This is a genomic window from Niveibacterium sp. (assembly GCF_041909475.1).
In the GTDB taxonomy this organism is placed as follows: Bacteria; Pseudomonadota; Gammaproteobacteria; order Burkholderiales; family Rhodocyclaceae; genus Niveibacterium.
The window spans coordinates 1-23530 of sequence record NZ_JAYRDJ010000021.1 but is presented as its reverse complement, the minus strand read 5'-3'; the positions used below and the strand labels follow the sequence as shown (position 1 = coordinate 23530).

At 66.3% G+C, this 23530-nt stretch carries 26 protein-coding genes; 14 read left to right on the top strand and 12 right to left on the bottom strand.

Annotated elements, in window-relative coordinates; genetic code table 11:
• Window positions 1-76 precede the first annotated feature (76 nt).
• Entirely contained in the window at window positions 77-766 is a 690-nt protein-coding gene (locus ACE3P0_RS14190; RefSeq protein WP_374403338.1) for a hypothetical protein, read from the top strand.
• Between the two features lie 37 nt (window positions 767-803).
• On the opposite strand, the gene ACE3P0_RS14185 is transcribed toward ACE3P0_RS14190, so the two are convergent.
• The gene (locus tag ACE3P0_RS14185; protein ID WP_374403337.1) at window positions 804-2816 is read right to left on the bottom strand and encodes a methyl-accepting chemotaxis protein; all 2013 of its coding nucleotides are present in this window, start codon (window positions 2814-2816) and stop codon (window positions 804-806) included.
• Window positions 2817-3078: 262 nt separating this feature from the next.
• Here ACE3P0_RS14185 and ACE3P0_RS14180 point away from each other — a divergent pair, with 262 nt between their 5' ends.
• The gene (locus ACE3P0_RS14180) at window positions 3079-3804 is read left to right on the top strand and encodes a uracil-DNA glycosylase family protein (RefSeq protein WP_374403399.1); all 726 of its coding nucleotides are present in this window, start codon (window positions 3079-3081) and stop codon (window positions 3802-3804) included.
• A gap of 84 nt (window positions 3805-3888) precedes the next feature.
• Entirely contained in the window at window positions 3889-4347 is a 459-nt protein-coding gene (locus ACE3P0_RS14175; protein WP_374403336.1) for an acyl-CoA thioesterase, read from the top strand.
• Between the two features lie 23 nt (window positions 4348-4370).
• On the opposite strand, the gene ACE3P0_RS14170 is transcribed toward ACE3P0_RS14175, so the two are convergent.
• Together ACE3P0_RS14170 and ACE3P0_RS14165 are read right to left on the bottom strand one after the other, a co-directional pair.
• Complete coding sequence (locus ACE3P0_RS14170) at window positions 4371-5768, bottom strand: ATP-binding protein (RefSeq protein ID WP_374403335.1); 1398 nt, start codon at window positions 5766-5768, stop codon at window positions 4371-4373.
• Window positions 5765-6430, bottom strand: a complete 666-nt coding sequence (locus ACE3P0_RS14165; protein ID WP_374403334.1) for a winged helix-turn-helix domain-containing protein — start codon at window positions 6428-6430, stop codon at window positions 5765-5767. Before ACE3P0_RS14165 ends, ACE3P0_RS14170 begins: the two co-directional genes overlap by 4 nt.
• A 102-nt stretch (window positions 6431-6532) precedes the next feature.
• Here ACE3P0_RS14165 and ACE3P0_RS14160 point away from each other — a divergent pair, with 102 nt between their 5' ends.
• The 5 genes from ACE3P0_RS14160 (at window position 6533) to ACE3P0_RS14140 (ending at window position 11237) form a co-directional block, all read left to right on the top strand.
• Window positions 6533-6940 (top strand): DUF1924 domain-containing protein, encoded by a 408-nt coding sequence (locus tag ACE3P0_RS14160; protein WP_374403333.1) that lies wholly within the window; start codon window positions 6533-6535, stop codon window positions 6938-6940.
• A 1-nt stretch (window position 6941) separates the two neighbouring features.
• Entirely contained in the window at window positions 6942-7415 is a 474-nt protein-coding gene (locus ACE3P0_RS14155; protein WP_374403331.1) for a diheme cytochrome c, read from the top strand.
• A 16-nt stretch (window positions 7416-7431) separates the two neighbouring features.
• Window positions 7432-8049, top strand: a complete 618-nt coding sequence (locus ACE3P0_RS14150; RefSeq protein WP_374403330.1) for a cytochrome b/b6 domain-containing protein — start codon at window positions 7432-7434, stop codon at window positions 8047-8049.
• A 105-nt stretch (window positions 8050-8154) separates the two neighbouring features.
• A complete protein-coding gene (locus tag ACE3P0_RS14145) occupies window positions 8155-9882 on the top strand; it encodes a DUF1800 family protein (protein WP_374403329.1) in 1728 nt (575 codons plus the stop codon).
• Window positions 9879-11237: a DUF1501 domain-containing protein gene (locus ACE3P0_RS14140; protein ID WP_374403328.1), complete on the top strand. Its 1359-nt coding sequence runs from the start codon at window positions 9879-9881 to the stop codon at window positions 11235-11237. Before ACE3P0_RS14145 ends, ACE3P0_RS14140 begins: the two co-directional genes overlap by 4 nt.
• 27 nt (window positions 11238-11264) lie before the next feature.
• Here the strand turns inward: ACE3P0_RS14140 and ACE3P0_RS14135 are convergent, their stop codons facing one another.
• The 9 genes from ACE3P0_RS14135 to ACE3P0_RS14095 all read right to left on the bottom strand — a co-directional run bounded on the left by ACE3P0_RS14135 (window position 11265) and on the right by ACE3P0_RS14095 (window position 18606).
• Window positions 11265-11828, bottom strand: a complete 564-nt coding sequence (locus tag ACE3P0_RS14135; protein WP_374403327.1) for a DUF1415 domain-containing protein — start codon at window positions 11826-11828, stop codon at window positions 11265-11267.
• Window positions 11829-12389, bottom strand: a complete 561-nt coding sequence (locus tag ACE3P0_RS14130) for a hypoxanthine-guanine phosphoribosyltransferase (protein WP_374403326.1) — start codon at window positions 12387-12389, stop codon at window positions 11829-11831. It abuts the gene before it with no gap.
• Between the two features lie 28 nt (window positions 12390-12417).
• Window positions 12418-12960: an adenine phosphoribosyltransferase gene (locus ACE3P0_RS14125; protein WP_172203339.1), complete on the bottom strand. Its 543-nt coding sequence runs from the start codon at window positions 12958-12960 to the stop codon at window positions 12418-12420.
• 138 nt (window positions 12961-13098) lie between these two features.
• Complete coding sequence (locus tag ACE3P0_RS14120) at window positions 13099-15111, bottom strand: diguanylate cyclase (RefSeq protein ID WP_374403325.1); 2013 nt, start codon at window positions 15109-15111, stop codon at window positions 13099-13101.
• A gap of 124 nt (window positions 15112-15235) precedes the next feature.
• Window positions 15236-16525: an NCS2 family permease gene (locus tag ACE3P0_RS14115; RefSeq protein ID WP_374403323.1), complete on the bottom strand. Its 1290-nt coding sequence runs from the start codon at window positions 16523-16525 to the stop codon at window positions 15236-15238.
• A gap of 124 nt (window positions 16526-16649) precedes the next feature.
• Window positions 16650-16970 carry a YqjK family protein gene (locus ACE3P0_RS14110; RefSeq protein WP_374403322.1) on the bottom strand — a complete coding sequence of 107 codons (321 nt, stop codon included), beginning with the start codon at window positions 16968-16970 and terminating at the stop codon, window positions 16650-16652.
• Entirely contained in the window at window positions 16970-17356 is a 387-nt protein-coding gene (locus ACE3P0_RS14105; protein ID WP_374403321.1) for a phage holin family protein, read from the bottom strand. Before ACE3P0_RS14105 ends, ACE3P0_RS14110 begins: the two co-directional genes overlap by 1 nt.
• Window positions 17357-17397: 41 nt before the next feature.
• On the bottom strand, window positions 17398-17709 hold the full coding sequence (locus tag ACE3P0_RS14100; protein WP_374403319.1) for a YqjD family protein: 312 nt from the start codon (window positions 17707-17709) through the stop codon (window positions 17398-17400).
• 96 nt (window positions 17710-17805) lie between these two features.
• Complete coding sequence (locus ACE3P0_RS14095) at window positions 17806-18606, bottom strand: exodeoxyribonuclease III (RefSeq protein WP_374403318.1); 801 nt, start codon at window positions 18604-18606, stop codon at window positions 17806-17808.
• A 77-nt stretch (window positions 18607-18683) separates the two neighbouring features.
• Between ACE3P0_RS14095 and pyrE the strand changes: the two genes are divergently transcribed.
• The 6 genes from pyrE (at window position 18684) to ACE3P0_RS14065 (ending at window position 23477) form a co-directional block, all read left to right on the top strand.
• Complete coding sequence (pyrE, locus tag ACE3P0_RS14090) at window positions 18684-19331, top strand: orotate phosphoribosyltransferase (RefSeq protein ID WP_374403317.1); 648 nt, start codon at window positions 18684-18686, stop codon at window positions 19329-19331.
• Between the two features lie 61 nt (window positions 19332-19392).
• Window positions 19393-19944: a hypothetical protein gene (locus ACE3P0_RS14085; protein ID WP_374403316.1), complete on the top strand. Its 552-nt coding sequence runs from the start codon at window positions 19393-19395 to the stop codon at window positions 19942-19944.
• Between the two features lie 72 nt (window positions 19945-20016).
• The gene (locus ACE3P0_RS14080; RefSeq protein ID WP_374403315.1) at window positions 20017-21279 is read left to right on the top strand and encodes a hypothetical protein; all 1263 of its coding nucleotides are present in this window, start codon (window positions 20017-20019) and stop codon (window positions 21277-21279) included.
• A 28-nt stretch (window positions 21280-21307) separates the two neighbouring features.
• A complete protein-coding gene (locus tag ACE3P0_RS14075) occupies window positions 21308-21709 on the top strand; it encodes a hypothetical protein (RefSeq protein WP_374403314.1) in 402 nt (133 codons plus the stop codon).
• 63 nt (window positions 21710-21772) lie between these two features.
• Window positions 21773-23038 (top strand): hypothetical protein, encoded by a 1266-nt coding sequence (locus ACE3P0_RS14070; protein WP_374403313.1) that lies wholly within the window; start codon window positions 21773-21775, stop codon window positions 23036-23038.
• The gene (locus ACE3P0_RS14065; RefSeq protein ID WP_374403312.1) at window positions 23004-23477 is read left to right on the top strand and encodes a hypothetical protein; all 474 of its coding nucleotides are present in this window, start codon (window positions 23004-23006) and stop codon (window positions 23475-23477) included. The genes ACE3P0_RS14070 and ACE3P0_RS14065 overlap by 35 nt, the downstream gene beginning before the upstream one ends.
• Window positions 23478-23530 lie beyond the last annotated feature (53 nt).

Here is a 23530-nt window from a genome sequence, read left to right as displayed (position 1 = left end):
GGCATGCGCAAGGGCCTGATGTAATCCGCCGGCGGTGCTTTGGCACCGTCGGCACTTTCGTTTCGAGTGGAAGCTGATGAACAAATCAATCCTGTGCGCGCTGTTCAGCGCGCTGCCGCTGATCGCCACCGCCGCACCCGCGGCGCCCCTTGTCGCCACGGTTCAGGTGGAATCGCGCTGGATCACCGCCGACGGCGTCGAGAAGACGACACGGTTTGCCGAACGCCTGGTGCGCAGCGACAGCCATGTATGGACCGAGCGCATCAAGCCCGCCGGCACGCCGAGTGGCGAAGCGGCTGAGCACGCGCATGCCGGCGAGGCCCATCTGCACCCGTCTGACCTTGCAGGCGCCGCCAAACTGGTCGGCCGCGACAAGCAGGGCAAGGTGAGCCTGAGCTTCGTGCGCACCGACCTGAAGACGCGCGTCGACATGAGCCCGCGCGACTACGACGCAGTCGGCTTCGATGGGAAATGGGAAAGCGCGTGGTCGCTGATCGATCCGGCGTTGATCACGCGACTTGCACCGAGCAAGCGCGAGAGCTCCGTGGCCGGTGCGCGCTGGTTTGAACAACGCGCCAACGGCGAATACATGCGGGTGCTGTGGTCCGATTCGCTGAAGCTCGCGCTGCGGGTGGAGTCCGGCCGCGACGATGGCAGCCGCGCATCGCGCACCCTGGTGAAGCTTGAGCCGCAGGCTGCAGCAACGCAGCCATGGACTCAACTGTCGGCCTACACCCGCAAGGACTACACCGACCTGCTCGACTGAGCGCCCGCGGCGGGGTGCGAGCCCCGCCCTGCAGCGCTCAGAGCTTGAAGTGGCGGATCTCCGCCTGAAGTTCCTCGGCAAGCACTTCAAGATGCCGCGCCGTGCCGGCGTTATCCGCCACCGACGCACTCGTCTCTTCCGCCATCTGCGCGATCTGCTCGACCCGCTGCGCCAACTCGGTGGCAGCGCTGCTCTGCTCGCGCAGTGCCATCGAGATGTCGGTCACCGCCTGCGTCACCTGCCCTGCGCCGCGATGTATCGCCTGCATCGACACGCCCGCTTCTTCCGTCAGGCCGACGCCCTGCTCCACGCGCTCGACGCCGGTCTTCATCGATTCCACCGCGCTGCGGGTGCCGCGCTGGATCGCGTCGATCATCGTGGTGATTTCCTGCGTTGATTTGGCGGTGCGTTCCGCCAGCTTGCGCACTTCGTCGGCCACCACCGCGAAGCCGCGCCCCTGCTCGCCCGCGCGCGCAGCCTCGATCGCCGCGTTGAGCGCCAGCAGGTTGGTCTGGTCCGCCACTTCCTTGATCACGCCGACGATCTTGCTGATCTCGTCAGAGTGGCGACCCAACTCCTCGACCACTTCGGCCGCGTGGGCCACGGCATCGGCCACACCACGCACCTCACTGACCACGCGCGTGACCACCGCCGCGCCTTCGTTCGACAGACGGCCAGCCTCGGTCGCGACGTTGCCGGCGTCGTCCGCGCTGCTGCTGATGTGCGTGATGCCCACCGTCATCTGCTCGACCGAAGCCGCCATGCTGGAGGCTGCATCCGCTTCCTGCTGCGACGCAACGGAGATCTCGGAGGCCGAACGCGCCATCTCCTGAGATGCCTGCGTCACCCGATCGGCGCCCTCACGGGTCTTTCGGATCAGGGCCGCAAAAGCGTCTGCCATGTCGTTGAAACTACGCACCAGCTGGCTCATCTCGTCGCGCGTGGTCTCCGGCACCCGGGCGGTCAGGTCACCAGCGGCCATGCGGCGCGCCTCGGTCGAGAACAGGCCGATCTGCTCGACGATCGCAAAATAGGCGCCCAGCCAAAGCCACATCGCCAGGGCCAGCAGCACCGCGACGCTCGCAAAATCAAACACGATGGTTCGGTTCATGCGTGCAATGCGGGCATCGATCAGGCTGCTGATGGTCGGCAGCATCACCGTGAAGATCTTGTCGTAGCCCTTGTCGATGGTCCGCGTGGTGAGGTCGAAATAGGCTTTGGGGTCGGTCGCGAAGCTCGCGCTGATGATGTCCTGCCGGATGACGTCGCTCACTTCCTTCACCGCGGCACCGAGCTCGTCGCCCGCCCCGGCCAGCTTGTCGCGCGCGTCGCCGCGCATCGCCTTGTCCAGCCCGATCCGGGCGAGCCGCATCTGCGAATCGATCTGCGCGAGCAGCGCCGCCATCTCGATCTTCTGCTGCTCCGAGATTTCCTTCTTGGTCAGGATCGCGGTGCCGCGGGCGCGGCTCTGCCCCAGGCTTTCGAGGATGCCCGGCAACTTGTTGACGACCGCGTCGATCAGATAGAACGAATCGGGCTCCGGATCGAGCATCAAACCGTAGTCATCCGCCACCGCCACCTGGAACACGATCGCATCGGCCAGCAATTGAGTGTGCGCGACGAGATTGTCCGGCGGCGCCAGCTGCGCCCAGCCGGTACGAAGCTGAGTCCACTTGTCCTTGATCGACTGCCAGGCCGGCCCCTTGCCGATCGGCTGTTCAGCCAGCGCCTTGTCGAGGCTGCCGATGAGTTCGCCGATTTCCTTCTCGCGCCCGGCGCGCGTCTCTTCCAGCGCCTTGTTGCCGGACAGCACCGCGGTGGATGCGCCACGATGGATCTGCAATGCGCGGATCAGCTTCTGCGTTTCCTGCAAGCGCTCGAGGCCGATCAACTCGCTACGGGAGTCCCGGATCGACGCGCTCAAGGACGTGAACAGGTGGAACATCAGGATGACGATCGCGAGCGACGTCATGCTGCCCATCACAAGATACTTTTTCGGGTAGCTGAGGCGGTTCATCAGCGTGATTGCCGGACCGAACAGGGCTTTCATGACTGGTGCGCTCCCTTCCGAGGCTTCTTCGGATCAATCCAGTAGTCAGCGGCACAGGCAGCTGCATCTTGAGTGCGGAATTTCCACAATGCAGCGGAGGCGATCAATGTGCTTTCCGGCACGCGGCCCCCATCGCACGCAGATCGGCGCGCCCTGCAGCAAGACCTGGCCGTTCACTCTGGTTCACGAACCGCCGCAGTGCAAACCCGGCCCGCACGGCAGGCTTTACACTCGCGCCTTCGCCTTCGCCACACCCTGCACCATGACCCCGTTTGCCACCCGACTCATCAGCGCTGCCGACTCTCTTGCCGACGCTTGCGATGCCATGCACTTCGCAGCGCCGATCAGCCATGTTTATAACCCGTTGCGCTATGCGCGCGAAGCCCACGCCGAGTACCTGCGCCGCTTTGCCTCCGGGCGCAAGCGCGTGATCTTCCTCGGCATGAATCCGGGGCCTTTCGGCATGGTGCAAACCGGTGTGCCCTTCGGCGAGATTGCGGCGGTGCGCGACTGGATGGGCATTCACGGCGGCGTCGTGAAACCCGAGCGTGAAACACCGAAGCGGCCGATCGAAGGCTTCGCCTGCGCACGCTCCGAGGTGAGCGGCCGCCGGCTGTGGGGCTTGTTCGCACAGCGCTTCGGCACGGCGGACGCCTTCTTTGCCGAACACTTCGTCGCCAACTACTGCCCGCTGGCCTTCTTCGAAGAGGCCCGCAATGCCACACCGGACAAGCTGCCGGCGGCCGAACAGGCGCCGTTGCTCGCAGCCTGCGATGCCCATCTGCGCACGATGGCGGAAGTGCTCGAACCGGAATGGCTGATCGGCGTCGGCGCCTGGGCGGAAAGCCGCGCGCGCACTGCACTGGCCGGGTTGCCCGTGCGATTCGGCAGAGTGCTGCATCCGAGCCCCGCCAGCCCGGCGGCCAACCGCGGTTGGGCCGAGGCCGCCACGAAGCAACTTCGCGAGCAAGGCGTCTGGCCGGATTGATGCACTGCAAAACTTCGTCTGGCAAACCAACGGAATCACTGCTAGATTTTGCAGTGCACCAATTTTTGTCAGCAGGAGTCCCCGATGCGCAGCGTTTTCTCTCACCGTTTCACCGTGCCCAAGAGCGCGATCGACCTCAACGGCCATGTGAACAACATCGAGTACCTGCGCTGGATGCAGGAGGTTGCTACGGCGCATTCCGCCTTCTGCGGCTGGGATCTCGAGCGCTACATCGAAACGCAGAGCAGCTGGGTCGTTCGCAGCCACCACATCGATTACCTGCGCCCCGCCTACGCCGGCGATGCGCTGACGCTGATCACCTGGATCGCCGGGTTCTCCGGCCAGACCTCGCCGCGCCGTTACGTGCTGCGGCGCGACACGGACGACCAGATACTGGCACGCGCCGAAACGCTGTGGGTGTACGTTGACGGCCGCAGCGGCCGCCCCGCCGAGATCCCGGAGAGCTTCCGCGAGTGCTTCGACGTGATCACCGACGAGGCGCTGGCGCTCGCGATCGCGCGCGGGCGACCCGTGCCCGCCTGAGCAGCCTGAGCGCGCGACAGCGCTCAGGCTTCGATCCGCACCGTCACCTTCAGCCCGCCCTCTTCCGCACGGGAAAAATCGACGGCGCCACCGTGCAGCGCCGCGATCCGCCGCACGATCGACAAGCCAAGCCCGGCGCCGGTGGTGCCGGCCATCGCCTCACCTCGAACGAAGCGTTCACCCAGCTGCGCCATCAGCGCGTCATCGGCGCCGCTGCCGGCGTCCGACACCGATAGCCGTACGGCATCGCCTTCGCGCTGCAGCCGCAGCGTGACATCGGAGCCCGCCGGCGCGTGGCGCACCGCGTTGTCGATCAGGTTACGCAGCAGCGCCCGCATCAGCTCCGGCTGAACCTGGGCGGGCAGCTTGTCGGGTGCTTCCAGTGCCAGCTCCACATCGCGCGTCAGCGCCGCGGCAGCACGTTCGGCAGCCAGATCACGCGCAAGCTGCGCAAGATCCACCGATTCGCGTCGCACCGAATCGAGTGCATCAAGCCGCGCGGCGGCCAGCAACTGCTCGACCAGGCGGGCCATGCGCTGCACACCGGCAAGCGCCAGCTGCAGGCGCGATGCCCGCGTGGCCTCGTCCGGCGCGGTTTCGACCGACTGGATCTGCGCCGCGACCGCCGCAAGCGGGGTGCGCAGTTCGTGCGCGGCGTCCGCGGTGAAGCGGCGCTCGTTCTCAAAGGCGCGCGCAACCCGTGCGAAGAGCCCGTTCAGCGCAGCCACCAGCGCCGCGAGTTCGCGCGGTCGCGCACGATCAGTGAGCGGATCGAGTTGATCCGGCGCGCGTTCGCGCAATTCGCCGGCAAGCCGTGACAACGGCTGCAGACCCAACGCAATCGCGCCCCAGGCGAGCAGGATCACGCCGAGAAAGCCGATCGCCAGCGGCGTGAAACCGTGTTCGCCGATCTCGTGCACCAGGCGCTGTCGCACCTCGGCGTTCTGCCCGACGATCACGATGCAACCGGCCCGCTCAAAGCGGAAGAAACGCCACGCCCCACCCGCCCACCGCGCATCGGTAAAGCCCTCGGCGGCGGCCGGCAGCCATTCTTCCGGCGCATGCGGGCTGCGCGCGAGCTGGCGCGCGTCAGGGCCGGCACTCCACACCTGATACACCAGCACCTGGCGGAAGCGGCGCCCGAAGCGGATCTCCCGCGGGCCGCTCGCACCGCGCTGCGCGGCGTCGTCGTCAGCGTCATGGGCGTGCTGACGCTCGGCCGGCTTGGGTGGCGCCATGTCGCCCTGATGCGCCACGGCCACCAGCATCTCCGCCGTCTGCACCAGTTGCCCGTCGAAGAGTTCAGCGGCCTGGCCGGTCGCTGCGCGGAACACCAGCCAGCCGATGCCCGCGCCGCCGGCGGCGAGCGCCAGCGTCACGATCAGCACGACGCGCGCGGTCAGCGACAGACGCGGTCTCATGTGCGTTCCACCATGTAGCCGATGCCACGCAAGGTGCGGATGAAGTCGGCACCCAGCTTGCGGCGCAGATGGTGGATGTGCACTTCGAGCGCATTGCTCTCGGCACCGCCATCCCAGCCGTACATGACCTGTTCGATGCGCTCACGCGTGACGACTTGCCCGGCGTGGCGCAGCAACAGTTCGGCAATGTCGAACTCGCGCCCCGATAGTTCGACCTCCGCATCGCCCTTCCAGGCGCGACGGGAGGCCGGCTCCAGCGCCACCTCGCGGCAACTCAGGCGCGCTTGGGCGTGGCCGGCCGCACGCCTAACCAGCGCACGCAGGCGGGCTGCGATCTCGCGCAGATCGGCGGGTTTGACGAGGTAGTCATCGGCACCGGCGTCGAGCCCGGCCACGATGTCTTCTGCGCTGTCGCGCGCGGTCAGGATCAGCACCGGAATGCGCAACCCGCGTGCCCGCGCAGCACTCAGCACCGCGAGGCCACCCCGCCCCGGCAGCCCGAGGTCGAGCACGACGGCATCGAGGCTTTCGGCATCGGTCGCCAGCGCGGCGTCGGCCGCCGTGCCATCGCAGACCCACTCGCAGCGCACGTCCAGATCAGCCAGACCGTCGCTCACCGCCTGCCCCAGCGGTTTGTCGTCTTCCACCAGCAGCACCCGCATCGTGCCTCCCGTTCGTTTCAGGCTCCACTGTCGCCGGCGCGGCTTAAGCCGCCCTTAAGGCTGAGGCACTGCAATGGCGCCACCCAACCGAGGAGACCAATCATGAAACCAGCCGCCATTGTCGCGCTGATCGCCGCGACGCTGTTCGGCGCCACCACGGCGTCGGCCGAAGCCCCGCAGGACATTCAGGCCGCCTATGCGGCCCAGGCGGGTGCGGGCTTCACCGCTTCAGCGCAGCGCGGTCGTACCTTGTTCACGGCACGCCACGGCGTCAGTGCGGACTTCCCAGCCTGCACGCAATGCCATGGCAACGATCTCGCCGCCGCCGGCAAGCACGCGATCACCGGCAAGCAGATCGAACCGATGGCGGTGCGCGCAAATCCGCAGCGCTTCACCGACGCCGCGAAAACCGAAAAGTGGTTCCGCCGTAATTGCCGCGAAGTCGTCGGCCGCGATTGCAGCGCCGCCGAAAAAGCGGACGTGATCGCCTTCCTGCGCGCCGGGAGCTGACATGAAGACGACACTCCTGTTCGGCGCACTCCTCGCCGGTGCCATCGCGGCGCCCGTCCACGCCGGCTCCGTCACGCTGCCGAGCGGCGCGCCGCCGGTGTGGAAGAGCGAATGCAGCAGCTGCCATGTGGCCTATCCGCCACAGCTTCTCGCCAAGCAAGGCTGGCAGAACGTCATGAACGGCCTGCAGAAGCACTTCGGCAGCGACGCCAGCCTCGCACCCGCCGATGCCAAGACGATCCTCACTTTTCTCGAGCGCAACGCCGCGCCGGACGGCGAACGCTTCGACGCGACCAGCGGACGCATCACCGACACCCGCTGGTACGGACGCAAGCACCACGAGATCCCGAGCAGCGCGTTTCGCTCGCCCGAGGTGAAAAGCGCGGCGAACTGCCAGGCCTGCCACGAAGGCGCAGACAAGGGCCGCTTCAGCGAACACGCCCTGACGGCCGTCGGCCGTCGCTTTGAAGACTGATCCAAGGAGTCCCGTAATGAACGTTCGTATCTGGGATCTGCCGGTCCGCATCGGCCATTGGGCGCTGGCCGCCAGCGTGGCAATCGCATGGATCACCGCGGAGCAGGAAGCTTGGCGGCGGGTGCATATCGTAGCCGGCAGCGTCGCCGGCGCAGTCGTGCTGTTCCGCCTGCTATGGGGCTTTGTCGGGAGCCGCTCGGCACGTTTCCGCACCTTTGTACGCAGCCCCGCGGCCGCCCTTGCCGAGCTGCGCGACCACCTCGCCGGCCACGCCGCACCGCGCGCCACCCATACCGTGATCGGTGGCTGGGCCGTCATCGGCCTGCTCGGGCTCGCCCTCGGCGCCGCAACCACCGGCGTGCTCAACTACCGTTATGACGAAATCGAAGCGCTTGCCGAGCTGCACGAAGCGCTCGCCGAAGGCCTGCTCGCGCTGATCGTGGTGCACCTCGGCGGGGTGATGGTGATGAGCCTGCTGGAGCGCCAGAACCTGCCGCGCAGCATGCTCACCGGCCGCGCACCCGCGCCCGCCGGGGCCGAAGTCCGCAACTACCCGCTCGCCGCGCTGACGCTGATCGGGTGGACGACCGCCATCGTTTGGGCGCTGCTGGTCTGGCTTGGCATCGCAGCGTAAGCGGCCGACGCGTGCGCGAAAGGGTGACGTCAGCCGATGCCATCCGCATGGTTTTGAATGGCTCGGGTATGCTCGTGAAAAAAATCACCCAACCCGAGCAGACCCATGCAGAGACAACGCCTGCGCGGCCTTACCGCGCTGATCGCGGCCAGTGCTGCGCTGATGCTTGCCGCCTGTGGCGGCGGAGGCGGCGGCAGCAGTACGACAGCCCCGGTCCCCACGCCGCCTCCCGCGACCGGCGAGACGCCGATGACGGCCCAGGAGGCTGTCCGCCTGCTTGACCAGGGCGGCTGGGGCGCCTCGGAGGCTGCCATCACGGAGGCCACCCAACTTGGCCCCAAACAATGGCTGCTGACCCAGTTCGACGCACCGGCCTCCACGTTTGCGAACTATTCGGCCGAGATTCACACCGCGGGCCTCAAGGATTTCTGCACCGAGCGCATGCTCGGCAGCAACTGCTGGCGCGACTACTACTCGGCCGAACCGCTGTCGCGCGAGTTCTACCACCAGGCGCTGAGCGGGCGCGATCAGCTACGGCAGCGTACCGCCTGGGCGCTCTCGCAGATCTGGGTCGTTTCCGGCCACGAGGTGGAGGGCACCTACGGCCTGCGCGACTACCAGCAGATGCTGCGCGACAACGCCTTCGGCAACCTGCGCGAGCTGCTTGGCAAGATGGCGCTGCACCCGGTGATGGGCGCTTATCTGAACATGGTGAACAACGAGAAGGACGCGCCGAACGAGAACTTCGCACGCGAACTGATGCAGCTGTTCACGATCGGGCCCTGTGCGCTGACACCCGGCGGCGAGCTCGACGGCGGTAGCTGTCGCGCGACCTACGACAACACCGGCGTGCGCGAAGTCGCCTACGCGCTGACGGGCTGGACCTACCCGGCGGGCGGTGTCAGCCCGTGGGGCAAGTGGGACTGGACCAACGCCACCTTCCTGCGCGGCGAAATGCTTGCCGACCCAGCCCAACACGACCAGACGCTGCGTAGCCTGCCGGGCGGCGCAACGATCCCGGCGACGCGCACGCCGCGGCAAGCCGCCGATGCCGTACTCGACGCCTTGTTCAACCACCCGAACTTCGCGCCCTTCATCGGCAAACAATTGATCCAGCGACTCGTCACCAGCAACCCGACGCCGGCCTATGTCGAGCGTGTTGCAACCGCCATTGCCAGCGGCAGCTCCAACGGCATCGGCAGCGGCAAGCGCGGTGACATGAAAGCGACACTGGCAGCGATCCTGCTCGACCCGGAATCGCGCGACGTAGCCCGCGCCGACGACCCGGGCTACGGACGCCTGCGCGAGCCGACGCAATTCACGATCAACCTGTTGCGTGCCGCCAACGGCACCACAGACGGCGCCCCCTTCTACTGGTGGATCGGCGCCTTGCTGGGTCAGATGGTCTACACCGCGCCTTCGGTCTTCAACTACTTCCCTGCCGACTATCCCTTGCCGGGCAAGCCCGACCTGGCGCCAGAGTTCGGTGTTGCCAATGCGTCCACGGCAATGACGCGCTACAACCTGGGCGACGGGCTGTTCTACTGGAACAACGGCGGCGGCATTTCGCCCGACAGCTCGATCCCCGGCGCCACCGGTACGCGGACCAACGTCACGTCATTCGAATCTGCAGCCGACGACCCCGCCGCACTCTTCGACCGCATCGATCGCGTGCTGACAGGCAACCGCAGCAGCGCCAGCACCCGCGCAGCGGTGATCGACGCCATCGCCGCCTGGGATGCAAAGAGCTACAAGGACAGCTACCGCCGCGAGCGGGTACGCACCGCCTTCTACCTGCTGCTCGCCTCGCCCGACTATCAGGTGCAACGATGAAGCGCCGCGACTTTCTTCGCTCCGCCGCCCACGCCAGCGGACTCTCCGCCGCTGCCAGCATCGGCCTGCTTGGCAGCCTTCAGGCGCAGGCGCAATCGGCGCCCGGATACAAGGCGCTGGTGTGCGTATTCCTCTACGGCGGCAATGACGGCCTGAATACGATCATCCCGCGCGACACCACGCGCTACGCGCAGTACGCCGCGGTGCGCGCGAAGCTGGCGGTGGCGCAGTCATCCCTTGTCGCGCTCGGCAGCGACTATGGGCTGCATCCGTCGCTTGCGCCGCTGGGCCCGCTGTGGGCCGCGGGTGCGTTGGCGCCCGTGTTCAATGTCGGCCCGCTCGCAGTGCCACTGACCAAGGCCGATCTGAAAACGAAGATGCTGCCGGACAACCTGTTCTCGCATTCCGACCAGCAAACGCTGTGGGAATGCGCCGGGCGCAGCGTGCTGGCCCGCACCGGTTGGGGTGGGCGACTCGCTGCACAGGCGGGCGTCGGGCCGGTGCTTGCACTCGGCAGTGCGGGGCGTTTCGGCAGCAGCGACACCGGCGCGGCGCTGGCGCTGCCAGGCCCCGGCGACGACTTCTCGCCCAGCGGCTGGTTCGGCGGGCCGAACGCGAGCCGACGTGCAGCACTCGAAACGATGGCGCGCGCCAATTACAGCAACCGTCTGATGCAGGCCTACGGCAGCATCCAGAAGAGCGCGCTAGATACGAGCGCCACACTCGGACCAGTACTTAAAACCACGCCCACCAGCGGCTCCTCCGACGCGATCGACCTTGCCTTCGGCAACCTCGCCGGCGCTACCGACACGCCGCTCGCAAAGCAGCTCTATCAGGTGGCCAAGCTGATCCGCTACGGTGCGACGAACGGCAGCGGGCGGCAGGTGTTCGTGGTCGCCCAAGGGGGATACGACACCCACGCCGATCAGCTGACGCGACATCCGAAGCTCCTCGCGGAGCTCGGCGCGGCGCTGGCGGCGTTCCACGACGCCACGGTGCGGATCGGCCAGGCCAGTGCCGTCACCAGCTTCACGATGTCGGACTTCGGCCGCACCTTCCTGCCGAATGCAAGCAGTGGCACCGACCACGCCTGGGGCAATCACCATCTGGTGATCGGCGGCGCCGTGGCAGGCGGCAAGACTTACGGCCGCTACCCCGACCTGGTGCTCGGCGGTGCGGACGATGTCGGCGTGGAGAGCTGGGAACGGCAGGGCCGCTGGATTCCCGCGTCGTCGGTGGAGCAATACGCCGCGACGCTGGCCCGATGGTTCGGGCTCAGCGCCGCGCAGATAGCGGCGACCTTGCCCGGGCTGGCGAACTTTCCACTCAACGACCTTGGTTTCATGAAGCCCTGAGGCGGCGCCGTCGAACGGCGCCTCGGCTCACTTCTCCGGCGCGTCCGGCCCGACGCCGAGCGCCGCCCAGCCCTCGGGCCCCAGCTCGCGCAGCTTTTCCATGTTGCGCTCGTAGATGTCGGCGGCGTCCGGGAAGGCTTCGACGGCACGGTCGATGCTCGCTTCGCGGATCAGGTGCAGCGTCGGATACGGCGAACGATTCGTGGCATTGGTAATGTCGTCCGGGTCAGCGTCGGCGAACTGGAAATCCGGGTGGAAACTCGCGATCTGCAGTTCGCCGTCAAGCCCGAGCTCAGCCAGCGCGATGTCGGCAACGTCGAGGAAGTCGTTGAAGTCGTAGAAGTCCGTCAGCACCTGCGGATGGACCAGCAAGGTGGTGTCAGTCTCTTCGGCAGGCGTGTCGGCCAGCAGTTGCAACTCCGCGACCAGCTCATCGAGCAGCGCATCTGTGGTCTGCGCCTCACTGACGGTGATGCGCACCTGGTTCTTGACCCATACCGACTTGGCGAACGGGCACAGGTTGAGCCCGATCACCGCACGCTCCAGCCAGCGTTGCGTCGCTTCGACAACCTGATCGCGCGTTGCAGGCACTCAGTACCCCTTCAGCGCGTAGATGCCCGGCGCGTTGCGCCAGTAGCCCTTGTAGTCCATGCCGCAACCGAACAGGAAGCGGTCGGCCACGTCGAGCCCGGTGAAGTCGGCACGCATGCCCGGCGAGGCCTTGCGGTCGTGCAGCTTGTGCACGAGCACCGCCGAGAAGACCTGCCCGGCGCCTTCGGCCTTCAGGTATTCGAGAATCGCCGACAGCGTATGGCCCTCGTCGAGAATATCGTCGAGCACCAGAATCGTACGGCCGCGCAGATCCTGCGTCGGGCGCACGCGCCAGTCGAGCAGGTTGCCCTGCAAGGCGTGGCCGTAGCGCGACGCATGCAGGTAGGACACTTCGAGCGGGAACGGCAGGCGCGGCAACAGGCGGCCGGCGAGGATCAGGCCGCCGTTCATGACACAGAACACCAGCGGGTTGGTGTGGCGCAGGCGCGCGGTAATGCCTTCGGCAAGTTGGTCCAACGCGGCTTCGACGCCTTCGTCCGGCACGAGGCAGTCCGCCTCGGCCATCGCGCGCTCGATTTCCTTCATATCGACGACGGACATATGAGTTCTCCTTCTTTCGTATTCAGATTCAGTGACCAGCGAAGTCGACGAGCGTGAAAAGCTTCAGGCCGCCTTCGCGCAGCAGGGCCGAGCCGCCGAGTTCGGGCAGGTCGACGATCGCACAGCCTTCCACGACGACGGCGCCGAGCCGCTCCAGCAGCCGCTTGCCGGCCATCATCGTGCCGCCGGTTGCGATCAGGTCGTCGATCAGCAGCACGCGGTCGCCGGGCTTGCAGGCGTCGCTGTGCATTTCCACCGTCGCGCTGCCGTATTCAAGCTCGTACTCTTCAGAGATCGTCGTGTAGGGCAGCTTGCCCTTCTTGCGGATCGGCACGAAGCCGACGTTCAGCTCATGGGCAAGGATCGCGCCGATGATGAAGCCGCGCGCATCGATACCGGCGATCAGATCGATGTCCTGATCCATGTAGCGGAACACGAATTGCTCCACGAGCACGCGCAGCGTCTTCGGGTCCTGCAGCAGCGGGGTGATATCGCGAAATTGCACGCCGGCTTGTGGCCAGTCGGGCACCGTACGGATACGGTCGCGCAGGTAGTTGGGGTCAAGCAACATGAATACTCCAGCGACGGCCTATGCGGCGTCGTCAAACACAAGAAAGAAAAACTTGAAGACTGGTAAACGGGTCTGGCGGCCGGGTCGGCGCAGCCGCACCGCTTACCTCATGCAGCGAACCCGGCCTATCGGCCGCGCTCAGTTGGGCGAATAGTTGCGGCCTCCGAACGGGATCACTTTGTCGACCAGGCTTGCGCCGCCGCGGCAGGCATCGGAAATCACCAAACCGTTCGCGATCACGCTGTCGAAGCTCTCCGCCAGACCTCGCCGCACTTCGCCCCAGGGCGCAACGAGCGCCAGCACACCGAAGCCGGCGTTGCGGCCGCTGCCCTTGGCGCGGTACAGCGCCTGATCGGCGATCGCCAGATGCCCCTCCCAACCCTCGTCGACTGCTTCCGGATCGAGCGGGAAGGGGGCGAAGCCCATCGACGCCGTAACCGGCACCGGGCCGATCGATGTGCCGAATGGGGTGTCCGAAATGCTGCGCAGGATGCGTTGCGCGAGCGCCGGCAGCTGATGCGCGGATACGCCGCGCAACACCACGAGAAATTCCTCGCCCCCCCAACGCGCAAGGCGGTCACCATCGCGCAGCAAGGCCTGCACCCGCTGACCGAATTCAATGATGATCTCGTCGCCAATCGCGTGGCCGAGCCGATCGTTGATGCCCTTGAAGTGGTCGATGTCGAGCAGCAGCAAGGCCATCGGCGAGACGTCGGACGACACGGTCTGCGTCTCGATCCATGCGCGCATCGCGCGGCGATTGAACAACCCGGTCAGCGAGTCGCGCTCGGCAAGGAACGCGAGCTGACTGTTTGCCTCGATGAGGCGTGCGTTGACGCGTTGCGTGCGGCGGAACATCAGGCCGATCACAAACCCTGCGACGATCGTGATCGCGGCGACGATGCTCCAGAACATCGCGCGCTGCCGCTGGGTTTCGGCCGCCGCAGTGGTGCGCAGGTTGTCCTCGCGCAGCCGCAGGATCTCGGTCTGCTTGCGCTCGGCATCGAAGCGTTCCTGCATCTCCGCGACCAGCCGCGCACGCGAGCGCCCCTCGTTGGCATCGCGCACCGCGCGGTAGTCGCGGTACGCAGCGGTCGCGTCCTTCATGCGGCCGACGCGCTCGTAGGCTTTGGCGACCTCGTAGATCGCGTTGGCGAGGAAGGCATCCTCACCGGAACGACGGAACACCGCGATCGCTTCTTCAAGCTGGCGGATGCCCTCCGGCGCGCGGTCGCCACCGATCAGCGCGAGGCCGTAGTTCATGAAAGCGAGCCCGCTGTGCTCGGGCTCGTCGAAACGCATGGCGACTTCCACCGCCTGTTTCGAGACCTCGATCGCACGTGCCCATTCCTTCTTGTTGAGATACCAGTCCGACAGGTTGACGAGCGAGATCTCCTCATCGAAAGCGAGTTCAAGGCGCTCGGACATTCGATGCGCACGAATCAGCATCGACAGGTCCGATGTGTTGTCCTCCACCGGCCCCGACACGATCGCCCGCAGGATTTCGATCTCGGACAGCAGCCACTGGTCGCCCGTCGGCTCGATCGTGCGGAGGGCCTCCTCGATGTATTGCCGCGCACGCGCGATGTCCGGCACATAGGTCTGGACGACCGCGAGTGACTTCAGGATCAGGCCGCCAAGCGGTACATCGCCCGCCTTCTTCGCGGTATCAAGCGCCGCCAGCAATGTGCGCATTGCGTCTTCATTGCGCCCGAGCCGGACATACGCCATGCCGAGCACCTGCTGGGCCTGCGCCAGCAGGGTCTGCACTCCGAGCGGCTCGGCCACCGAGACGGCGCGCCTTGCCGCCTCGTATTGCTGTTCCGGCTGCCCGCGGTAGTAGGCGAGCCGCGCCTTGAGCACCAGCGCGCGGATCAGCATCTGGTCGTCGTGTACCGCCTCGGCGTTGGCCTGCAACTGCGCGAGCTGCTCGCTCGCGGCACGGAATTGGCCGCGCTCGATCAGGACCTCGGCCTGAAGCCGCTGCGCCTCACGGCGCACGGTTGCCGGCGCGCTCGTAAGTGCGCTGCGCATGGCGTCGAGCTGGTTCTGCACATCGCGCGTCGACACATCGCGGCGCGCGGCGAGTGCCTGCACATCCTCGCCAATGCCGGCCTGGGCGGCACCGGCGACGAGCGCGCAGGCCAGCACACAGCAAGTCAGGAGATCCTGGAGTCTTGCCGCGCCCTTCCGCTTCGTTTCGTTCGCCGTGCTCACACCCAGTCTGCCTGACCCGGAGGGCCGGCACATGCGCCGCCCCCCGATTCCACGCTGCTCAGAGCAACGCGAACTTGCCTACGAATACCGCGGCAATCACCCACACTGCCACCGGCACTTCCTTTGCGCGCCCAGCCAGCAACTTGATGCCGGCGTAGGCGACGAAACCGAAGGCGATGCCATGCGCAATCGAGAAGGTAAAAGGCATCGTCACCGCGCACACCACGGCCGGCGCTGCTTCGGTGAGGTCTTCCCAGTCGATCTCGGCAAGGCCGCGCGTCATCAGGATCGCAACATAAATCAACGCCGGGGCGGTTGCATAGGCCGGCACCGCACCCGCAAGCGGCGCGAGGAACAAGGCGGCGAGGAACAGCAGCGCCACGGTGACTGCGGTGAGGCCGGTGCGGCCACCGGCCGCCGTGCCCGCAGCACTCTCGATGTAGGCAGTCGTCGAAGACGTACCCATGACGGCGCCAGCGGCAATCGCGGTGGAATCGGCCAGCAGCGCGCGGTTCAGGCGCGGCAGACGGCCGTCCTTGTCGAGCAGGCCGGCACGATGGCACACGCCGATCAGCGTGCCCGACGCATCGAACAATTCAACCAGGAAGAAGGTCAGCACCACGGTCACCAGGCCGGCGTTGAGTGCGGCACCAATGTCGAGTTGGCCGAAGGTCGGTACCAGCGATGGCGGCGCCGAGAACACGCCGGAGAACTTCGAGTAACCAAGCGCGATCGAAGCGACCGTCACCGCGAGGATGCCAAGGATGATGCCGCCAGTGATGCGCCGAGCTTCCAGCGCAACGATCAACAGGAAACCGCCGATCGCGAGCAGCGGGCCCGGCTGATGCAGGTCGCCGAGGGTCACCAGCGTCGCCGGATTGCCTTGGATCAGGCCGGCGTTCTTGAGGCCGATGATCGCGAGAAAGAGGCCGATACCGGCCGAAATCGCCAGCTTCAGCGAATGCGGGATCGCATTGACGATCCACTCGCGCACCTTGAACAGGCTGACCAGAATGAACAAGCAGCCAGAGATAAACACCGCGCCGAGCGCAGCCTGCCACGTAAAGCCCATGCCTTGCACCACGGCAAAGGCGAAGTAGGCGTTGAGCCCCATGCCCGGCGCCATCGCGATCGGATAATTGGCGTACAGGCCCATGATCATCGAACCGAGCGCCGCCGCAAGGCAGGTCGCTGCAAACACGGCGTCGTGCGGCATGCCGGCTGCAGACAGGATGCTAGGGTTGACGAAAATGATGTAGGCCATCGTCAGGAAGGTCGACAGGCCTGCGAGAAGTTCAGTGCGCACCGTGGTGCGGTGTTCGCTCAACTTGAAATACGATTCGAGCATCGTGGGCTCCGGGGGGGTCAAGAATCCGCGATTCTAGCGCCCAGACCCGTCAAACCACAGGCCCGCGAATCAGGACGGATGCGCTGGATCAAGGCCGACCCGCCGCTTGCCCGCGCCGCAGGCCTCAGTGCCGTTCGATTCGATCAATCAAACCGTCGATGCGGTCGCGATAGCCACGGTAAACCTGCCATAGCGACCAAGCCTGGCCGGCATACTTCACAAGCCTGGATGGGCGACGCACAGCCAGCACTGCGGCAGCGACAAGCACGATGACCGGCCCGTGCCGCCGCGCCCAGTTTGCCGCGACGACGAGCTTGTCCGCAGCACCGAAGGCTGGCGCAAGCGCACCAAGATCGGCGGCGAGCCGTGCCCGCTCCCGCCCCGAGCGCTCGACGAGCGCGGCGCGGCGTTCGGCCAGCCGCTCAGCGAGCCGGACTTCAGCCATCAGTCGTGCCGCCCGCGCAGCGCGTTGCGATCGCGCTCAAGCTCCGCAATGCTGTCCTTGAACATGCGGGAACCACTGGCAAGTTGCCGATGCGCCTGAGTGGCCGTCCAGGCCGCAAGCCCGAGGAACAGCACGGAATCAAGGCCGAGCGCCAACAGACGATGGCTGTCCCACAGCCACACGGTCACGAACACCGCCAGTGCGAGCAAGCCGAAGCCTGTAAATAGGGCAGCGAGGATCAGATGGAACAGCGCCGTGCCGAGCCGCAGCCCTTCTTCCTCAACCTCGACTGCGAGCAGCGCAAGCCGCGTCTGCGCGGTACCGAGTGCGGCGTCGCCGAGCCGCCCGAGCCGCTCGGCGATACCGCCGCCCTCATCGCCCGCCATGACCGGCTCCAGTGTGCGTCGTTCGCCGCGGCATCATGTGATCAGCGACGACCGGCCAGCAGTCCGACAAGGAAGCCGACGCCGGCAGCAATACCGATCGACTGCCATGGATTCTCGTGGACATAGTTGTCGGTGGCTTTGGCGACTTCCTTGGCCTTTGCAACCGCCGCCGCTTCGAGCTCGCTCATTTGCGTACGCGCCGCTGCGAGGCGCTCGCCAAGGCGGCCGCGAACATCGGAGAACTTGCCCGAGGCGTCGTCGGCGGTCAGTTTCAGGAGTTGCTCGGCGTCGCTGATCACCAGCTTGAAATCCGCGATCATCTTGTCGCGCGTGGCTTGCGTCATCTCGCTCATGGCTGTCTCCGGTAGCAGGAACAAGGATTGCGGCGCCCGCCGCAACCCTGCCCCAGCTTACTCCCGGCGGCTCATGCGCGGCAATCGCCGGGCACATCAGCCCTGCAAGGCAAGCTCATAGTCGATGGTCAGCGGTGCGTGGTCGCTGAAACGCTGATCCTTGTAGACGCTGGCGCTGCGCGCAAGCGCGGCGATGCCCGGCGTGGCGATCTGATAGTCGAGACGCCAACCGACGTTCTTGGCCCAAGCCTGGCCGCGGTTCGACCACCATGTATAACAGGCGTCAGTGGTGTCCGGATGCAGACGGCGATACACGTCGACCCAGCCCTGCTCGTCAAACAGACGGCTCAGCCAGGCACGTTCTTCCGGCAGGAAGCCGGAGTTCTTCTGGTTCGACTTCCAGTTCTTCAGATCGGCCTCGCGATGTGCAATGTTCCAGTCGCCGCACACGATCACCTCGCGCCCGCTCGCCCGCAGCGCCGCCATCTGCGGCAGGAAGAGGTCCATGAAGCGGAACTTCGCCGCCTGGCGCTCCTCTGAGCTGGAACCGGACGGCAAGTACAGCGAAACGACGGACAAAGGACCAATCGCGGTCTGCAGATCGGCCTGCAGATAGCGGCCCTCGGCATCGAACTCGGCGTGGCCGAGCCCTTCGACCCAGCCCGCGGGCTGCGGCCGTGCAAACACGCCGACGCCGCTGTAGCCCTTCTTTTCCGCGCAGTGCAGACGTGAATGCCAGCCGGCCGGCGCACGCAGCGCCTCGGTCAGATCGGCCTCTTGAGCCTTGATTTCCTGCAGGCACACCAAGTCGGCACGCTGTTCCGCCAGCCATTCGTAAAATCCTTTGCTGGCAGCGGAACGGATGCCGTTGAGGTTGAGAGTGATGACGCGTAACATCGGCAGGGCCATTTGTCGGAATATTTTACGAACTGACAGGCGCGGCAAAAGCGCCAAAAACTGTACTTAGGACAACTGTGGATTTTAGCCGCGATTTCCTCGCTCTCGCCGTCGCAAAAGGCGTTCTGCGTTTCGGTGAATTCAAGACCAAGGCGGGCCGCCTGTCCCCCTACTTCTTCAACTCGGCGCTGTTCGATGATGGAGCCTCCTTCGGCCAGCTTTGCGGCTACTACGCCGATGCGGTCGCCAGCTCCGGAATCGCGTTCGATACCCTGTTCGGCCCGGCCTACAAAGGGATCCCGCTCGTAGCGGGCACCGCAATCCGGCTCGCCGAGCGCGGCCATAACGTGCCGTTCTGCTTCAACCGCAAGGAAGCCAAGGATCACGGCGAAGGTGGCACGCTGGTCGGGGCGCCGCTCAAGGGCCGCGTCCTCGTGCTCGACGACGTGATCTCCGCCGGCACTTCGGTGCGCGAGTCCGTCGAGATCATCCGGGCTCAGGGCGCGGAACTGGCCGGCGTGGTGATCGCGCTTGATCGCATGGAGCGCGGCACCGGTGCGCTGTCCGCGGTGCAGGAGGTGCGCAGTCAGTTCGGCGTCCCGGTCGTCGCCGTCGCGACCCTGCTCGACCTGATCACGTATCTCGGCAGCAACCCGCAACTGGCTTCGCACCTTGATGCCGTCCAGGCCTATCGTGCGCAATGGGGCATTGGCGATGCGGCCTGACCGGCTGCTGCTTCTGCTCGCTTGCTTCGCAGCCACTGCCGCCCATGCGGCAGGAGAGCGCGTGTTCTGTTGCGAGGATGCGTCAGGCCACAAGGTGTGCGGCGACCCGCTGCCACAGGCCTGCTACAACCGCGCCTACAAGGAGATGTCGCGCAGCGGCGTGACGCGGCGAGACGTCGAAGCGCCGCTGACGCAGGAAGAGCGCGCGCGGAAAGCGCTTGAAGAGAAAGCCAAGCGCGATGCCGAAGCACGTGTCGCCGAACGTCAGCGGCGTGACAAGGCGCTGCTCGAAAGCTACAGCTCTGCAAGCGAGATCGAAGCGCGCCGCGATCTGACGATGCAGGGCGCGACGCAGGAGATCAACAACCTGCGCCGCCGCGAACGCGAACTGGTTGCCGAGCGCAAATCGCTCGACACGCGCGTCGCCGCCCTCAAGGGCAAGCCCGCCCCGCCCGCTTTGCGCGAAGACATCACCGCAACGGATTCCGAACTCGCCGCGCTGCGCAGCGTGATCGCGCAGAAAACACGCGAGGCAGACCAGATCCGCCAGCGCTTCGACGATGACCGCGCACGCTTCATCGAGCTGACCGGCAGCGCCAATCCGGCTCGCTGAGCCCAGCGCCCTCGGCCTGGGCAGCGGCAATCCGGGCTCAAGTTCCCCGCCAGCCATGCCGTAAGCATCGACATGGCCACGCAGCCTCACGTCCTCCTTCTTGTTTGCGGCATCCTGTGCCCGCTGGCAACGCAAGCTGCCGAGTTCGTCTCCGAGACGGCGGGTGAGTTCCGGCTGAACGGTTTTGCCACGCTGGTCGCGACACAGGCGGACAGCGGCGGCGCGGCGGATTACCGCAGCGCGAACTACCTGAGTGCAGGCTCCGATCGCACCCGCACTTGGGACTTCCAGAACGACTCGATCCTCGGGCTGCAAGCTTTCTGGTCCCCGCCGGTGGAGGGGCTTACGGTCGTAGCGCAGGGCGTCCTTGCAAACGACACGCATGACGACTTCAAGCCCCGCCTCGACTGGCTCTTCGTCGGCTGGCAGCCTTCCGACGCACTGAAGCTGCGTGCGGGCCGAACGCCCTTCCCGGCAATGATGGATTCGGAGGTCCGCTGGCTGGGCCACGCCCGTCTGACCACCACACCGCAGCCGGAGACCTATTTCCACCTGCCGATGACGTCGCTCGATGGCGCATCCTTGCGCTGGCGGCGCGACTTTGACAGTCACTACCTGCAACTACGCGCGGGTGCTGGGCAGACCGATTTCGACACGGCGTCGCGGACCGGCGTCACCTCGGTAGACCTGCGGCGCGTCACCGCGAGCAGCATCGAGTTCGGCGGCGAGGTCTGGCGGGCCTACATTGGCGGATTCCGCGGCGAGGCACGCGTTCAGTCAGCGCCGCTGGCACGGCTGCATGACTCGCTTTCTGCGCTGGCGCCGGGCTCGCCGATTGCCGCGGAGATGGCCGCGGCCTACCCGACCGACTGGTTCCCGGTCTCTCAGCTAAGCCTGGGTTTCGAATATCTCGGCGCCCCCTGGTCATTCAAGACCGAAGCGGTCCGACGCAGTTCCGACACGCTGTTGATCTACGCGGTGCGTGGCTGGTACGCAGTAGGCGGCTACACGATCGGCGCCTTCACGCCCTTCATCACGGCCGGTCGCCAGTGGCAGGACAGTGATCTGTCACCCAAGCAGCTGCCGACCGGCACGCCAGGCGGCGCAGCGCTGTCCGCGTTCTACAACGCCACGCTGATCGGCCTGGCGCAACGCCGCGTCGGCGTTGGTGTGCGCTACGACCTACCCGGTGGCGCAGTGCTGAAGCTGCAGTACGACCGCTTGAAACTCGACGAAGCCAACTCGCGCGGCATGTTCGTCAACCCCCAACCCGGATTCATCGGCCGCACCGACCCGATCAATGTGCTCTCGCTTGCGCTGGACTATCAGTTCTGACTCGCTGCGCGGGCTTCTGCTGGCATGTTTGCTGGCGACCTGCGGGGATGTCGTGGCCGCTGACCCCGCCGCCGTCGGCGCGATCGCGGTCGTCGTGCGCAACGACTCATCGATACGGCTGATGACACGCGACGAGGTGTACGCGATGTTTGTGCTCGACCGGCGCGGCGACTTCCATCCGCTCGACCTGCCGGAAAGCGACCCGACTCGTGCCGCGTTCTACATGCGCCTGGCGCAGAAGAACCTGACGATGATGCGCGCGCTGCGGTCAAAGCTTGTGTTCACCGGCACCGGGCGGCCGCCACAGCAGCTCGACATGCCCACACTGATCGGCCGCCTCGCCGCCGATCACACTGCGGTCGCGTACCTGCCGGCATCCGATTTACCAGCAGGTACGCGCAGCGTGGCCGTGCTGCAGCCCAGCCCGTAAGCCCTGGCCGGCGCCCCCGAAGTCGCAAAGCGCCGTCTTACAGCCTCGCACAGGAGAACCGGCATGCACGGATTTCCGCGAACACCGATCAGCCTCGCCCTTGCGGCAGCCCTGTCCTGCGCCGCAGCGCCGAGCGCGGCGGGTGCAGGCGACTTTGGCGAACTACGCCTGGACGGCTACGCCACGCTGGCCGCAACCCGCGCACTCACCGATGGTGCGGCCGACTTCCGTGCAGCACAGTTCCAGAGCCAGGGCAGCGGCCGATCGCGTGAATGGGATTTCGCCAATGACTCCAACCTCGCGCTGCAACTGAGCTGGGACACGCCGCTGCCGTCCTGGCGGGCCGTCGCCCAGGTCATCGTGGCCAGCGACACCTACGACGACATCAAGCCCCGCGCGGACTGGCTATATGCGGGCTGGGCGCCGCGTGACGATATCGTGCTGCGGCTCGGTCGTTACCCGATGCCCTCGGGGATGCAATCGGAGACGCGCTGGGTCGGCTACAGCCGGCTGGAGGCGCGCGCGCCGCTTGCGGTGTACTTTCCGATGCCTTTGACCTCGCTGGATGGCGCCGACCTCAGCCTGACGAACCGCCTGGGTGGCCTGATGGTGCGTAGCCGAATCGCCTACGGCAACAGTGAGGTCGACCTGCAAACCCGGGTCGGTGACTCCATCGTTACGGTGCGCGACCTCGTCAGTCTGTCGTTCGACGTCTCGCAGGGCGCCTGGCGCGGCTATCTCGGCGCGTTTCATGCCGATGTACGCAATGTGTCGCCCGGCACCCGTCAGCTCTACGCTGCGCTGACACAAGCCGCGGCCAGCTACCCGCCGGCCGCGGCGCTCGCCTTCAACTACAACACCGGCTACAACAGCACATGGCAGTTCGACTTCGGCCTGGAATATCAGGACGCGCCATGGACGCTGCGAACTGAAGCGATCTACCGCAAGAGCCCGACCAAACTGGTGGCGCAGCAGTTCGACTGGTACGCCATCGCGGGCTACTCGATCGGACGCCTCACGCCCTTCGCCGCGATCGCGCAGATCCATTTCGACGACGACTATGCGCCGCAACCGGTACCGGCATCGCCCGCGGCGGCGGTGCCCGCACTCCGCGCCTACAACGCATCGCTGAATACGCTTGAGAGCACGCTTCTGACGGCAGGCATCCGCTGGGATCTAGACCGCGGTTTTGCGCTGAAGGCCCAGTACGACAGGCACGCGCTCGACGCATCCAACTCCCGCGGTGTGTTCGCCAACACTGCCGCAAGCTTCGACGGCCGTAGCGCCCCGATCCATGTCTTCACGCTGGCGCTGGACTACCAGTTCTGAATCGCAGCGCCAAGGCACGCGCCGTTGGGCGGCGTTCGCGCTCGTCGTCGCGATCATCTGCGCGCGGCCCGAAAGCGCGTGCGGCAGTGAGATCGCCATCGTCGTGCGCGCCGACTCCGCGCTGACGAGCCTGACCCGCGACGAAGCCTATGCGATGTTCGTGCTGGACCAGCGTCGTGACTACATCACCTACGATCTCCCGGACACTGATCCGGCGCGCGAGGTTTTCTACCTGCACCTGGCCGGCAAGAACCTGGCGATGATGCGCGGGCTGCGCGCGCGGCTGGTGTTCTCGGGCCTCGCAAAGCCACCGCGACAGCTCAACGCCGCTGAGTTGATCCACATCCTGCAGCAAGACCCCAAAGCGATCGGCTACCTCCCGACGGACCTGGTACCACCCGGTGTGCGCGTGCTGCTGCCATTGGGCGCGGTGCCCTAGCGCACAGAACGCGGCGCCGCACAAACGGGTGTGACTCGCAGCCGCCGGAACAC

Coding starts and splice junctions, on each gene's coding strand:
- ACE3P0_RS14065 (WP_374403312.1), top strand. CDS start 23,004: ATGTCTTCACGCTGGCGCTGGACTACCAGTTCTGAATCGCAGCGCCAA.
- ACE3P0_RS14190 (WP_374403338.1), top strand. CDS start 77: ATGAACAAATCAATCCTGTGCGCGCTGTTCAGCGCGCTGCCGCTGATC.
- ACE3P0_RS14115 (WP_374403323.1), bottom strand. CDS start 16,525: ATGCTCGAATCGTATTTCAAGTTGAGCGAACACCGCACCACGGTGCGC.
- ACE3P0_RS14140 (WP_374403328.1), top strand. CDS start 9,879: ATGAAGCGCCGCGACTTTCTTCGCTCCGCCGCCCACGCCAGCGGACTC.
- ACE3P0_RS14145 (WP_374403329.1), top strand. CDS start 8,155: ATGCAGAGACAACGCCTGCGCGGCCTTACCGCGCTGATCGCGGCCAGT.
- ACE3P0_RS14175 (WP_374403336.1), top strand. CDS start 3,889: ATGCGCAGCGTTTTCTCTCACCGTTTCACCGTGCCCAAGAGCGCGATC.
- ACE3P0_RS14150 (WP_374403330.1), top strand. CDS start 7,432: ATGAACGTTCGTATCTGGGATCTGCCGGTCCGCATCGGCCATTGGGCG.
- ACE3P0_RS14080 (WP_374403315.1), top strand. CDS start 20,017: ATGGCCACGCAGCCTCACGTCCTCCTTCTTGTTTGCGGCATCCTGTGC.
- ACE3P0_RS14070 (WP_374403313.1), top strand. CDS start 21,773: ATGCACGGATTTCCGCGAACACCGATCAGCCTCGCCCTTGCGGCAGCC.
- ACE3P0_RS14155 (WP_374403331.1), top strand. CDS start 6,942: ATGAAGACGACACTCCTGTTCGGCGCACTCCTCGCCGGTGCCATCGCG.
- ACE3P0_RS14110 (WP_374403322.1), bottom strand. CDS start 16,970: ATGGCTGAAGTCCGGCTCGCTGAGCGGCTGGCCGAACGCCGCGCCGCG.
- ACE3P0_RS14160 (WP_374403333.1), top strand. CDS start 6,533: ATGAAACCAGCCGCCATTGTCGCGCTGATCGCCGCGACGCTGTTCGGC.
- ACE3P0_RS14180 (WP_374403399.1), top strand. CDS start 3,079: ATGACCCCGTTTGCCACCCGACTCATCAGCGCTGCCGACTCTCTTGCC.
- ACE3P0_RS14105 (WP_374403321.1), bottom strand. CDS start 17,356: ATGGCGGGCGATGAGGGCGGCGGTATCGCCGAGCGGCTCGGGCGGCTC.
- ACE3P0_RS14095 (WP_374403318.1), bottom strand. CDS start 18,606: ATGTTACGCGTCATCACTCTCAACCTCAACGGCATCCGTTCCGCTGCC.
- ACE3P0_RS14165 (WP_374403334.1), bottom strand. CDS start 6,430: ATGCGGGTGCTGCTGGTGGAAGACGACAAACCGCTGGGGCAGGCGGTG.
- ACE3P0_RS14130 (WP_374403326.1), bottom strand. CDS start 12,389: ATGTCCGTCGTCGATATGAAGGAAATCGAGCGCGCGATGGCCGAGGCG.
- ACE3P0_RS14170 (WP_374403335.1), bottom strand. CDS start 5,768: ATGAGACCGCGTCTGTCGCTGACCGCGCGCGTCGTGCTGATCGTGACG.
- ACE3P0_RS14125 (WP_172203339.1), bottom strand. CDS start 12,960: ATGTTGCTTGACCCCAACTACCTGCGCGACCGTATCCGTACGGTGCCC.
- ACE3P0_RS14185 (WP_374403337.1), bottom strand. CDS start 2,816: ATGAAAGCCCTGTTCGGTCCGGCAATCACGCTGATGAACCGCCTCAGC.
- ACE3P0_RS14100 (WP_374403319.1), bottom strand. CDS start 17,709: ATGAGCGAGATGACGCAAGCCACGCGCGACAAGATGATCGCGGATTTC.